This is a genomic window from Sagittula sp. S175 (genome assembly GCF_049800975.1).
GTDB lineage: Bacteria > Pseudomonadota > Alphaproteobacteria > Rhodobacterales > Rhodobacteraceae > Sagittula.
Genome location: NZ_JBNAGB010000007.1, coordinates 244,625 through 257,862, shown reverse-complemented (window position 1 = coordinate 257,862; position 13,238 = coordinate 244,625). Strand labels below are relative to the sequence as shown.

Annotated in this window: 9 protein-coding genes; 6 read left to right on the top strand and 3 right to left on the bottom strand. The window is 59.1% G+C overall.

Annotation, left to right across the window (positions count from 1 at the left end):
- Positions 1-168: 168 nt before the first annotated feature.
- Both ACP16H_RS11675 and ACP16H_RS11670 read right to left on the bottom strand, forming a co-directional pair.
- A complete protein-coding gene (locus ACP16H_RS11675) occupies positions 169-1,227 on the bottom strand; it encodes an IS110 family transposase (RefSeq protein ID WP_425072468.1) in 1,059 nt (352 codons plus the stop codon).
- A gap of 337 nt (positions 1,228-1,564) precedes the next feature.
- Positions 1,565-2,500: an endonuclease domain-containing protein gene (locus ACP16H_RS11670; RefSeq protein ID WP_425072467.1), complete on the bottom strand. Its 936-nt coding sequence runs from the start codon at positions 2,498-2,500 to the stop codon at positions 1,565-1,567.
- A gap of 681 nt (positions 2,501-3,181) precedes the next feature.
- On the opposite strand from ACP16H_RS11670, the gene ACP16H_RS11665 reads away from it, so the two are divergent.
- Both ACP16H_RS11665 and ACP16H_RS11660 read left to right on the top strand, forming a co-directional pair.
- Positions 3,182-3,937, top strand: coding sequence for a hypothetical protein (locus ACP16H_RS11665; protein ID WP_425072466.1), 756 nt, complete (start codon positions 3,182-3,184; stop codon positions 3,935-3,937).
- 385 nt (positions 3,938-4,322) lie between these two features.
- Complete coding sequence (locus ACP16H_RS11660) at positions 4,323-6,512, top strand: AAA family ATPase (RefSeq protein WP_425072465.1); 2,190 nt, start codon at positions 4,323-4,325, stop codon at positions 6,510-6,512.
- A gap of 610 nt (positions 6,513-7,122) precedes the next feature.
- Here the strand turns inward: ACP16H_RS11660 and secA are convergent.
- A complete protein-coding gene (gene secA, locus ACP16H_RS11655; RefSeq protein ID WP_425072464.1) occupies positions 7,123-9,879 on the bottom strand; it encodes a preprotein translocase subunit SecA in 2,757 nt (918 codons plus the stop codon).
- A 167-nt stretch (positions 9,880-10,046) separates the two neighbouring features.
- Between secA and ACP16H_RS11650 the strand changes: the two genes are divergently transcribed.
- From ACP16H_RS11650 to ACP16H_RS11635, 4 genes are all read left to right on the top strand, one after another.
- A complete protein-coding gene (locus tag ACP16H_RS11650; protein WP_425072463.1) occupies positions 10,047-11,069 on the top strand; it encodes a peptidylprolyl isomerase in 1,023 nt (340 codons plus the stop codon).
- Positions 11,070-11,071: 2 nt separating this feature from the next.
- Positions 11,072-12,292 carry a bifunctional glutamate N-acetyltransferase/amino-acid acetyltransferase ArgJ gene (gene argJ, locus ACP16H_RS11645; RefSeq protein WP_425072462.1) on the top strand — a complete coding sequence of 407 codons (1,221 nt, stop codon included), beginning with the start codon at positions 11,072-11,074 and terminating at the stop codon, positions 12,290-12,292.
- A gap of 137 nt (positions 12,293-12,429) precedes the next feature.
- Complete coding sequence (gene mutT, locus ACP16H_RS11640) at positions 12,430-12,831, top strand: 8-oxo-dGTP diphosphatase MutT (protein WP_425072461.1); 402 nt, start codon at positions 12,430-12,432, stop codon at positions 12,829-12,831.
- Positions 12,832-13,017: 186 nt separating this feature from the next.
- The gene (locus ACP16H_RS11635) at positions 13,018-13,161 is read left to right on the top strand and encodes a hypothetical protein (protein ID WP_425072460.1); all 144 of its coding nucleotides are present in this window, start codon (positions 13,018-13,020) and stop codon (positions 13,159-13,161) included.
- Positions 13,162-13,238 lie beyond the last annotated feature (77 nt).

The window sequence follows — 13,238 nt, the reverse complement described above, 5'->3', positions numbered from 1 at the left end:
CGGCCTGTTGATCGACACGCGGGTCGTGGCCTTGTTGGGGTTACGCACGCGCCGTGATCTAATTAGCGGAAAGGTCCACAAGGACCGAATGGGCCGTCAGATTCTGGGGGCGTAATTGTTCCGTTCCATGCTTTCGATCTGTCGCGAACTCCTTTGGGCCGTCTCGGCTCAGATGCCGACAGCGACCTCGTCTCGTGGTGCGTCAAACGCGGTTCTGTGTCTCAGGATGCTCCAGGCCATGCGTGCCAGTTTGTTTGCCAGCGCCACGGCCAGCTTGTTCCTGTTCATTCTTTCCGATGCCCGGATCAGCCAATCACCAAAGCTGAAATCCTGCCATCGATTGGCCCGCATGAGGATGACCTTGGCAGCCTGAACGAACAGCATCCTCAGGTATCGACTGCCGCGTTTGGAAATGCGGCCGAGCACCGTTCGTCCGCCGGTGCTGTATTGTCTGGGAACCAGGCCGATCCATGCGGCGAAATCCCGTCCGCGCCCGAATGCCTCTCCCGTGCCAATCGCCGCAACCATGGCCGTCGAGATCATTGGTCCGATACCGGGAATGGTCATGACGTTGACGCAATTCTCCTCGGTCCGACTGATCTGTTCAATCTCCTTCGAAACGGTTTCGATCCGATCGTCCAACCAGAGCCAATCGCCATACAGGCCAATCAGGATGGCCCGCATGCGCGGCGAGATCTCGTCTTTGCGTTCCTCGAGGATCACCTCGAAGGAGTTCTTCAAAGCCCGAAGCCCTTTGCGCACCGTGATCCCTTGTTCAATCAGGAAGGCGCGGATCTGGTTGATGGTCGCGGTCCGGCGCGACACCAAGCGGGACCGCACCCGATGCAGGGCTTGCAGGTCGAGCTGGTCCTGGTTCTTCTCAGGCACGATCGGCAGGTTCGGGCGCAGCGCCGCCTCCGCGATCGCCTCGGCATCATTGTAGTCGTTCTTCTGCCCCTTGATGAAAGGCTTCACGTAGATCGCGGGGATGATGCGCGGCTCAAAACCAAGCTGACGCAGGGTTCGACTGACGAAATGAGCGCTCAGGCAGGCTTCCATCCCGACGATGCATCGCGGCAACTTCTCGAATGTCGCGACGAGTGCCGATCGCTTGATCTGCTTGCGCAACACCAATTGGCCATCGCAGTCAAACCCGACGAGGTGGAACCTATCCTTGCCGATGTCGATCCCGATGGACATCAGCTGATCGAATGTTTTCTTTTCCATGCTACTCCTCCAACTGGCAGAAATAGGCACAGCCTAACCTGCTGGGTGAAGCAGCCGGTACATCCCATTAACAGACATTTCCCAAGGCAGCTATCTCTGCGACGCAGCGTGCCTGAACCGGTCGTTCCTGACTGCGCGCAGCATGCGACAAGAGGCCAATGTCCGGTATGCGGACGAAGCGGACTTTCAAAATGAGAATTCTAGTGGCCGCATCCTACCCGCTTTGCCCTGCCTTGTTGGGGGGCGATGTCATCAACGCCGAATGTGCAACGCGAGCTGGAAAATCCACATAAGCGAGACGTCAAATATCTAGCGATTGTGGAGTTTCTGGCGTATTTCAGCGCTTTTCGTCAAACTCTGCCGAAATCTGTTCGTATATTTTTGCTAATTCGGGGTCAGCATCCAATTCTTCTTGAAGGCGCCTCATTCTTTCATTAGCTTCCTGAGCGACGCGCTTGCGATCTTCTTTAATCCATTTTTCCGTACGCTCATTGAACTGCCTTAGTTCCGCATTGATGTTGTCCATGCCAGCGGTGAAGCTTTCGAGACCATTTTCCACGGAGGCCGCGAGTCCGGACATGCTGAATTTTGGCTTGTTCGTTTGTGCCTTATGTTTTGCGATCATTCCATCCGCCCTTTGCGCGCGGCTGGCGCGCATCTTCGCCTTGCGGACCAACCAGCCTGAGCGCGTTTGGCGAACCAGCTTAATGGCATCATGGGGCTTGTAGAGCGTGACTTTTGCAGGAATGCGCAGGATTTCATATCCTTTCGCTGCAAGCGCTTTGTCTCGTTCGGCATCGCGCTCGATGGCTTCGGGCGAGGAGTGCCATTGTGCGCCATCAACCTCGACAATCAGGCCATCGTCGATCAGGAAGTCGAGGCGGTAATTCATGACTGAAACCTGCATCTGCAAGGTCAGCCCGCCGCCGCGCAAGCGGCCCTTTTGAGGCGTGAGATTGAAAGCTTCGACCATAGCGTCGAGAAAGGCGACTTCCGCCGGAGATTCGCAATGGTGCTGGAAATATCGGTGCCAGTTCTCGTCGTCTGCGGTCAGCGTTTCCAGCTCGCTGGTGGGACGGGGTTCATCTTCATCTTTCGGCCTGATCCATGCGGTGACGCCCCAAATCACCACGAGTTGCAAGAGGATCAGTGGGGACGCGAACACAAAGGCAAACGTGAAGGCGGTCCAGCCGAATGCGGCCCAGAAAAGCCAATCGGGCTTGTTGTACGCGGCCCCCAAAATCCGCGCCACGACCAGAGATGCGGCGATCATTGCCTGAAATCCAATTACTGACAGTGAAAGCACAAAAGTCCCCAATGTTATCGGCTAAATATTTGGTTCAGCTTCAATGGCTTTGTGTCATTTTTAAGAGGATCAGCGGGTTATTTTCGGTCACAGCCCAATAACGTGAGAGCACTGTCGCCCGATCCCGTCGCGCTGATGCCCCGATTACAAATGCCATACTGAAATAGATCCACTCTATCGAATATTTCTGTTGGTTGACGGGGAGCGGATCGGGGCGTTGTCGCTCACGATTTCCAAGCCTTGGTCCGAAAAAGGTATGCGACAGACGCTTCTCTCAGTGGCAGGGTCCGCTTTACGCGCATCGCCGACATTGGAACACAGCGCTGTATTCGTGACTTTGGGCTCCAAACGGACGTGCGGCGGCGCGGCAACTAGGACCCCGGCCGTGGTTGAAGACATCGTCGCTTCCGGCCCAAAGCGGCCTTTCAACGATCCGCCGAGACGCCGCAGCTCAGTCGCAAAAGCGGACATCCACGCACAAATTGTGAATGGCGTTGTTTGGCAGATGAAGTACTCTGGGATCATGTCCTCCCGAGTTGCACTCATCGCCTCCCCACTCCATCGAAAAACTTTCCAAACTAGAAAATATTTGCCAAGCGCGGTATCGGGTTTATTTTCATAAGACTGGCGCAAGTTGGGAGGCAGTGCATGCGAGATGGTTTCCCTGGCGGCCTCGCTAGCGGCACAATTATTACTCTGTTGCTGTGTTGGTTGCTTGATCCTCAGGTGGGGGCGATAATTGAAAGTGAAGCGGTGTCGTTTGTTACGATTGCCGCTACCATTGCCGCCGCGGCCATAGCCTATGCGGGCATACTAAGACAGATCCGGCACCAGAATGAGATCGAAGCTGATCGAAAGCTTGCAGAACTAGAAGCCGAAAGAGCGGCAATGCCGCTAGCTCTATCTCGCATATGCGAGATAAGCCGGAGGGGAATTCAGGATCTAGTAGGGCACGGAGAAATCTATAGAGCTCTCGCTAACGAAGATATGTCGTTGGAAGCAACACACGTGCAGAGCATCAAAGCGATGATTAAAGTCAGTCCCGCGCCCGTTCGGGTACGGTTGCAAGCAATCCTGCGTGGCTACCAAGTCGCCTTGGCTAGCACAGACTGGGAACTATCTGGTCCGCTTGTCAAAACGCCGCACGAACAAGGAGCTGACGGATACACACGCATTTCTTTGTGCTACCGTTGGGCACTTTTACATGCCTTGGCGGAAAGCCTGTTCAAATTCTCTCGAGGTGGAAGTGCTGACCTTGATCTACCGTTCCCCAACGACCGCTTGTTGTCGGCAGTAAAATTTTCTGGAGTTGTGCCCGAATGGTACTCGGACTTTGAGGGTTTCTTCCAAAGGGCAGTGGCTAGGGCATCGAATGAGCCTTTGGAGGAGCTCTTCATTGACTAAATGTTCTTTCTCTGCCGAACTCGGGCCCTCAGCGGTTATTCGGTCCGGGCGGAGAACGTAGTAGTTTTCGGCCCATAGCTGCCGCTCTCACTCCTAAACAACGCTGCGGAACAGCTTCCCCGAACCGGTCGCCCGTCGCATCTTGCAGCATAAAGTACGGCAAGCTAACTTGGAGTGGTAGATAAAGTGCGGCTTCGCGGTTGGCGAAGAAATCAGGTCCAATCGGCCTAATTGGAGGGACCCCTCCGGGATGAGGTGTTTTTTCTTGCATCAGTCTTCGGTGGCGACAATTCGAGACGATATCGCCGAAAAGTCATAGCGCGCCTGTCTTTAGAGCGGAACGTCTTGTTGAGGGCTGGCAAATTTTGAGGAAGACCATTTAACGATGCTGACTTTTGTTGAAATTCGTTCTGAAGCTTCTTTTTCCGATACTGGTATCCGGCTCGACGACCTTGGGCCTTGCAACGTCATCTTTGGACCCAATGGTTCGGGTAAATCGACCATCAGCCGGGTGCTCGCAGACTTGATGTCATATCCATCGTGCGCCACGGGATGGGCTTCAGGGCCAAAGGAAGTGATCGTTTTTGGGCGAGACTATATCGCCCGCAACTGCCATCCATCACGGGCGATGCCCGGCATCTACACTCTCGGTGATGACGCTGTTGCGGCGCGGGAGGTGGAGCAGAAGGAGGGCGAGCGAGATGATGAATATGAAAGGTTGAAATCTGCAAAGGTGCGCCTGCAGGGACCTGAAGGTGAACCTGCACTTAAAGCTGAAAATGCGGATTTTAGTAAGAGAATCTGGAATAAGAGAAAGGAAGTATGGACGCCGCACAAATCTCTGACGTTCGTCGGCACTTGGAACGCCGAGGCCCGCTTTGCAACCGAATACTATGACCGTGCGGAAAGGTGGTCTGGCGAAGAACCGAAGTCTCTCGCCGACCTTCTCGAGCAGGCGCAGACCTTTGCAGGCAATCCGCCAGCGGTAGCCGAGCGCCTGCCTTTACCACCCAGGCCGTCGGCCGAAGAAACCGTCCAAGAGCGCCTACGCAGACCTCTTGTGCCGGCGAGCGACCAACCAATCGCTGAATTGGTCGCAGAACTCGGAAGTGCTGACTGGGTGAAGGCTGGCCTCCCCCTCTTGCGGCAGTCTTCCGGCCGGTGTCCATTCTGCCAACAACCTGTCGACCACTCCCTTTCGACTCGCATCGCTGCGATTTTCGACGCTACCTATGAAAGCGGGCTTGAGGCGATCCGTCGGGACAGAGCCATTTATGCTAAAAATATCGAGGCTATTGACGGATGGATCGCCGAGGTGGTTGGTTCGCCGCTTTTGGATGCAGATGCCAACAAGGCATTTTCCGCATGGATAGAACTCCACCGTCGCAATCTCGAAGCCATTGATCGCAAGCTGTCGGCTCCATCGTCCGAAATCGATTTGGAAGTGGATGATGACGCTTTCGGGATGGTCCTGTCATTCATGCATGGGGCTAACGCCAAGGCTGATCATCAAACGAATCTATCCGAGAATTTCGCCCGAGAACGCTCTGCGTGGCAGGAGGAGGTATGGTGCCGTTTCCTCGCAGACACGCGGTCCGAATACATAGGCCACGATGCGCGCCGAGAGCCGCTTCTGAAAAAGGTTGAGGGTCTCAGCAATACAATCGAGCAGCGCGAAGCTAAAGTCGCACAGTTGAATGGAGAAATATCTGATCTTCGGCGCGGCATCACAGGCATTGAGGCAACCGCCGACGCGATCAATGAGCTGCTGCGACTACAGGGGCATAATGGCTTTCACCTTCGCCCCACATCGGGTGATGGCACCTACGCCGTTCATCGCTCCGATGGGTCGCCGACTGGCGACACGCTGTCGGAAGGTGAGCGTTCTTTCCTTGCCTTCGTATATCTTTACCACCATTTGGCGGGCGACCACGACGAAGCGGAAAAAAATTTAGGACGTGTCGTGGTGATCGACGACCCGATGACAAGCCAAGACGCCGCCGCAGTGCATACGGTCGCAGCCATGGTCCGAAAACTGTTCGAGGACGCGTGTGCCCCGGGCGGTCGGATCTCTCAAGTCATTGTCCTGACACACAATGCACATTTCCATCACGAGATCAGTAGCTATTGGAAGGGTAAAGCCCCAGATCCAAAACATTGGATCCTCCGAAAGCCCGCTGGAGTTTCGTCGGTGACGAGCCATGGGACGAATACTCCGATCATGACAGCCTATCGTGCGCTTTGGGACGAGGTGAATGATCCAGCGACAGTCCCGGTGGCTCTCTGCAATGCGATGCGCCGCATTTTGGAACACTACTTCAAGTTTATCGGCAACAGAGATTGGATGTCAGGCCTCGACAACCTTGATGGAGCGGACGCCTTTGCCTTTGGCGCACTTCGACGCTCTCTAAACGACGGATCACATGGCTATCTTGGCGCAGAGGAATTCTACTTTGATGCAGATGCGGGCGAACGCCTTCGCAGTGTTTTCCGTCGCGTATTTGAATTCTACGGACAGGGTCCACATTATGAGATGATGTCCGGTGCCAGCCATCGGCTCGTGCCTGATTTATAAGAGGAAATGCCATTTCGGATCTGCCAACTCGTTAAAAGCCCGGAGCATCAAAAGCTTCGATTTGGGGTAACTCTGAGCGTCCGCTTCCAGTGGTTGGGCTAATCTGATTGGGAGCGCAGCGAAGGACCGCTTTCCGCCCTCTGTGTGGGTCGTGCCCTGTCCGGAGATAAGTTGACCGATGCCCCTCTTCTTGTGTTGGGCGCGCCATATTCGAGGCGTAGGCACATTCTCCGAGATCGGGCGACATGCTGATGGCGGACCGCCAGAGATTGGCCGGACGCGATGGATCGCGATCATGTGCGGCAGACGAAGCTCTTCTTGTCGCCAGTCGCTTCCGCGTGCGAGCGGATCGACTGGCTCTGCGGTCGAGGGGGAGACGGACATCGCCGCAAGAGTAGCATCCAGCGGTGCTTTGGTGTCTTTCAGGCGGGGCGGTGGACTGGGGCGTGCCTGAGCGGGCGGTCAGAACTGGCTCGGATGTGAAATAGATTTTCCTAAACAGCAGGCACTAAATAAAGTAGGGGCGCCTTTCGGCGCCCCCTAAATACAGACCTCGGGACAAACTTGCCTCGGTTTGGGACAAACTCCACCGTCTTCTTCAAAAAGCGTCTCAGACGAGGCTGCCGTGGCAGTGTTTGAACTTCTCGCCCGAGCCGCAGGGGCACAGGTCGTTGCGGCCCGGATTGCCCCAGGTGCTGCGGTCGTTTTCGTCAAAGCCGGGGATGGCGTTTGCGTATTCGACGGGTGCAGCCGCAGCTTCGGTGGGGGCGGAACCATCCGCTGCGGTTTCAGAAAGGACCGGCGCTGCGGCTTCCTGCTGAGCGCGCAGCGCAGCCTGCATGGCCTGCTGCTGTTCCCGCAGTTCCGCCATCATCTGCTGACGCTCTTCTTCGGTCATCGGGCGGATCTGCGACAGCTGTTCCGTCACCGTCTCGCGCAGGCCTTCCAACAGGTTCTGGAACAGCTGGAACGCCTCGTTCTTGTACTCGTTCAGCGGGTCGCGCTGCGCGTAGGACCGGAAGCCGATCACGGAGCGCAGGTGTTCCAGTGTCAGAAGGTGCTCGCGCCACTTCTTGTCGATGGTCTGCAACAGCACCTGCTTCTCGATCGAGCGCATGTTGTCAGGGCCAAAGGCCTCTTCCTTGGAGGCCATAAAGGCATCCGCCGCCTCGGTGATGCGTTCCTTGACCACGTCCTGATCCACGCCGTCCTCGGCGCCCCAGGCCATGACCGGAACGTCGATGCCCAGTTTCTCGATGCAGGCGGCATAAAGGCCCTGAAGGTCCCACTGGTCCGAGTAGCTGCGCGGCGGGCAGAAGGTGTCCACCAGGTCCTCGATCACGTCCTCGCGCATGTCCTCGATGATCTCGGACTGGTCGGTCGATTCCATGATCTCGCGGCGCTGCGCAAAGATCATCTTGCGCTGGTCATTCATCACGTCGTCGAACTTCAGGATCTGCTTGCGCATGTCGAAGTTGCGACCCTCGACCTTCGCCTGCGCGCGTTCGAGCGACTTGTTCACCCAAGGATGAACGATGGCCTCGCCTTCCTTCATGCCGAGGCTCGACAGCACCTTGTCCAGGCGGTCGGAGCCGAAGATGCGCATCAGGTCATCCTCGAGCGACAGGAAGAAGGACGAGCGGCCCGGGTCGCCCTGACGACCGGCGCGGCCACGCAACTGGTTGTCGATCCGGCGGCTCTCGTGGCGTTCGGAGGCCAGCACGAACAGACCACCTGCATCCTTCACTGCCTGTTCGTCCGCCTTGTGCGCCTCTTCGATCTCGGCGCGGATGTCGTCGGGGTGGCGGTCGGGATTGGCCTCGATCGCTTCCATGATCTTGAACTCGACGTTGCCGCCCAGCTTGATGTCGGTGCCGCGGCCCGCCATGTTCGTGGCGATGGTCACGGCGCCCAGACGGCCTGCGTCTGCGACGATCTGCGCCTCTTTCTCGTGCTGGCGCGCGTTCAGGACGTTGTGCGGCACGCCCGCCTGCGTCAGCATCTGGCTCAGCATCTCGGACTTCTCGATGGAGGTCGTGCCCAGCAGAACCGGCTGCTGCCGTTCGTGCGCCAGCTTGATCTCCTCGACGATGGCGGCGTATTTCTCGCGCGCTGTACGGTAGACCTGATCGTCTTCGTCGATTCGCGCGATGGGGCGGTTGGTCGGAACCTCGACCACGCCCAGCCCGTAGATCTCCATGAATTCGTCGGCCTCGGTGGAGGCCGTACCGGTCATGCCACCCAGCTTTTCATACAGGCGGAAGTAGTTCTGGAAGGTCACCGAGGCCAGCGTCACGTTCTCGGGCTTGATCTCCAGGCCTTCCTTGGCCTCGATGGCTTGGTGCAGGCCGTCCGAAAGACGACGCCCCGACATCATGCGGCCGGTGAATTCGTCGATCAGCATCGCCTCGCCGTCACGGACGATGTAGTCCTTGTCCTTCAGGAACAGCTTGTGTGCACGGATCGCCTGGTTGACGTGGTGCACGACGGTCGTGCTCTCGGGGTCGTACAGCGACTGACCCTCGGGCAGCAGGCCACGGGCGTGCAGGTGCTCTTCGAGGTACTCGTTGCCCTCGTCGGTAAAGGACACGTTGCGGGTCTTCTCGTCGACCTCGTAGTGATCCTCGTTCAGTTCGGGGATCAGCTTGTCGATGGCGACATACAGATCCGACCGGTCGTCGGCAGGGCCAGAGATGATGAGCGGTGTCCGCGCCTCGTCGATCAGGATCGAGTCCACCTCGTCGACGATCGCAAAGTAGTGATCGCGCTGGTGCATCTGCCGGATGTCCGACTTCATGTTGTCGCGCAGGTAGTCGAAACCCAGCTCGTTGTTGGTGGCATAGGTGATGTCACACTCATACGCCGCCTTCTTTTCCTGCTCGGGCTGCTGCGGGTAGATCACGCCGGTCGTCAGACCCAGCGCGCCGTAGACCTTGGCCATCCATTCGGCGTCACGCTTGGCGAGGTAGTCGTTCACGGTGACGATATGCACGCCCCGGCCCGTCAGCGCGTTCAGATAGGCCGCAAAGGTCGACATCAGCGTCTTGCCTTCACCGGTCTTCATCTCGGCGATGTTGCCCTGATGCAGGAAGATCCCGCCCATCAGCTGCACGTCGAAGGCGCGCAGACCCAGCGCCCGCTTGGCGCCTTCCCGGCAGTTGGCAAAGGCCTCGGGCAGCAGGTGGTCGAGGGATTCACCCTTCTCCAGACGCTCGCGGAACTCGGCGGTCTTGGCCACCAGACCGGCATCGTCGAGTTTCTCGAATTCCGGCTCCAGTGCGTTGATCTTGTCCACGATCGGGCGCGTCGCCTTGATCTTGCGGTCGTTCGGCGTGCCAAAGACCTTGCGCGCGAGTTTTCCCAACATTCCTGAGCTACCTTCCCGGTTTCGTGTGCGGCATCTGCTTGCCCGCCTCGCACCGAGCCAATAGACAGGCCAGGAGACCGGCCACGCAGGCCCATCCGGCATGTAAGCGGGAGGCCGGTAAGTGTCAACGCCGCCGGGCCTCCGGGTCGGCGGATGAGGAGGACGGTATGACGAAAACCACACTTCTGGGTGCCGCGATGCTGTCGCTGACGTTCGCCCTGCCCGTGGCGGCCGAGACCGCCGGTCACGGCGAACCGGCCGCCGATCATGGTGCAGCGCCGGCAGCGGACCACGGTGCCGCTCCGGCCGCCGATCACGGCGCGGCAGCAACGGATCACGGCGCAGCGGATGATCATGCTGCTCCGGCAGGCGATCACGGGGTCACGGCGGACACCGGTCACGGCGCAGCCGGCCTTGGGAACCTCGGCCAAGTGGTCGCGACGGTGAACGGCAAGGAAATCACGGTTGGTCACATGATGGTGGCGAAGGCAGGCCTGCCAGAGCAATACCAGATGATCCCCGACGACCAGCTTTGGGATGGCCTGCTGGAACAACTCATCCAGCAAGAGGTCCTCGCCCAGTCCGGCGACGCCCATGAAACCGCACTGGTCCGCCTGTCGATGGACAATGAACAGCGCTCCCTGATGGCCGCCGTGGCGATCACCTCTGTCGCACGCCGTGCCGTGAACGAGGCGAAGGTGCTGGAAATCTACCAGCGCGACTTCGTCGATGTGGACAAGGGCAAGGAATACAACGCCTCTCACATCCTGCTGGACACCGAGGCCGAGGCTCAGGCCGTTCTTGAAGACGTGAAGAACGGTGCCGATTTCGCCGCGACGGCGCGCGAAAAATCCACCGGTCCGTCCGGCCCCAACGGCGGTTCGCTGGGCTGGTTCGGCGACGGCATGATGGTAGAGCCGTTCCAGAAGGCGGTCGAGGGGATGAACCCCGGCGACGTGGTCGGCCCGGTGCAGACCCAGTTCGGCTGGCATGTCATCAAGCTGAACAACACGCGTTCTGCCGAAGCGCCCTTGCTGGCAGACGTGCGCGCCGACATCGAGCGCACCGTTCAGCAGGAAGCAGTTGAACAGCACATCGACGGGCTGATGGAAAAAACCAGGATCACCCGCGCACCGCAGACCGATGTCGATCCGTCGATCCTGTCGCGTACCGAACTGCTGGAGGAATAAGCATGGCCTATCCCGTTTCTCCCCTCGCGCCCGCCGCCTTCCCGGAGCTGCCGGTGATCGAAGGCGTCCGCTTTGCCACCGCCGCAGCGGGGGTCAAGTACAAGGAGCGCACCGACGTCATGCTGGCGGTGCTGGACCCCGGCTCCGTCATGGCAGGCGTGTTCACCCGCTCCGCCACGCGCTCGGCCCCGGTGCTGGACTGCCAGGCCAAGATCGGTGGCGACTCCGACAAGGGCGCCGCGATCCTCGTGAACTCCGGCAACTCCAACGCCTTCACCGGCTCTGCGGGGCAAATGTCGGTGGATGCGATCTGCAAGGCCGCCGCGGAAGCGACGGGCCTGCCCGAGGACCGCATCTTCACCTCATCCACCGGCGTGATCGGCCAGCCGCTGCCGCATGACCGCATCATCGCCAAGCTTGACGAGGTCACGGGCAACCTCTCCCGCATGGAAATTGCCGCCGCGGCCAAGGCCATCATGACCACAGATACCTTCCCCAAGGGCGCGTCGCGCACCGTCACGGTGGACGGCAAGGAGGTCAAGATCGCGGGTATCGCCAAGGGCTCGGGCATGATCGCGCCCGACATGGCCACCATGCTGGTCTACGTCTTCACCGACGCCCAGATCAGCCGCGCGGCTCTGCAACAGATCGTCTCTGACGCCAACGCCCGCACCTTCAACTGCATTACCGTGGATTCGGACACCTCGACCTCGGACACGCTGCTGATGGGTGCCACGGGTGCGTCTGGCTTGAACGTCGAGGGCAACGCCGATTTCGCCACGGCCGTACATGACGTGTTTCGCGAACTCGCACACCTCGTGGTCAAGGACGGCGAAGGTGCGACCAAGTTCGTGACCGTCAACGTTACCGGTGCGGCCTCCGACGCCGATGCGCGCACCCACGCGCTGTCCATCGCCAACTCACCCCTCATCAAGACCGCCATCGCGGGCGAAGACCCCAACTGGGGCCGCGTGGTCATGGCCGTCGGGAAATCGGGTGCCGCCGCCGACCGCGACACGCTGACCATCCGCTTCGGTGACATCCTCGTCGCGGAAAAGGGCTGGGTCAGCCCCGACTACCGCGAAGAGCAGGGCGCCGCTGTGATGAAGCAGCCGGAAATCAGCATCGACGTGGATATCGGCCTGGGGCAGGGCAAGGCAACCGTCTGGACCTGCGATCTGACCCACGGCTATATCTCGATCAACGCCGACTACCGCTCGTGACCCACGCCGGGGGCACGCACCGGCCCCCTGGCTTCTTCCTGGTCCAAATATCTCCGGGGTCGCCATTGCGCGCCATTGGTTCAAGCCCGATGGCGACGGGCAGAGCCCCGCTCCTCACTATCCGACGGAGTCTCCGCTTGAAAAAGATCATTCTCGTCTCCGCTGTCGCCCTGATCGACACCGATGGCCGTGTGCTGCTGGCCCAACGTCCCGAGGGCAAGTCCATGGCGGGCCTGTGGGAATTTCCCGGTGGCAAGGTCGAACCCGGTGAAACCCCCGAGGCCGCACTGGTGCGCGAGCTGCACGAGGAACTGGGCATCGAAACGTGGAACAGCTGCCTGGCGCCGCTGACCTTTGCCTCGCACAGCTACGACGACTTCCACCTGCTGATGCCGCTTTATGCCTGTCGAAAGTGGGCGGGGACGCCGATGTCGAAGGAGGGGCAGGCGCTGAAATGGGTGAAGGCGCAGCATCTGAAGGACTACCCCATGCCACCGGCGGATATCCCCCTGATTCCGATTCTTCGCGATTGGCTCTGAATCGGTTAATTGTCCATGGTCCGGACACGGTCATCGGAGCATTTGGGGAATATTTAGCCACTTCCGGCGGTGCCTGCCTAACATTGTTGCGCAATCATGGCGTTTTTGTGACTTAGCAATGTAGCAATTTTTTCCGGATAGGCTTATATCTGCTCGCGTCAACTGCTGCTCTGGGGAGGAATTGGCATGCTGAAAACGATCACCATCGGGAACTACATTTCGGTCCAGGGGATGCTGGAACAGACGCTGCCGGATGGCCGCGTGGCTGTGCGCGTCGGCGACCGCGTCTACACCGGGCACCTCGTTGCTCCGGTGGCCAAGGCCGCCTGAGGGCGACCGCTCAGGGGACACACTGCCCCTGCCTGACACATGCGAAAAGGCCCCCGGTTCATCCGGGGGCCTTTCGT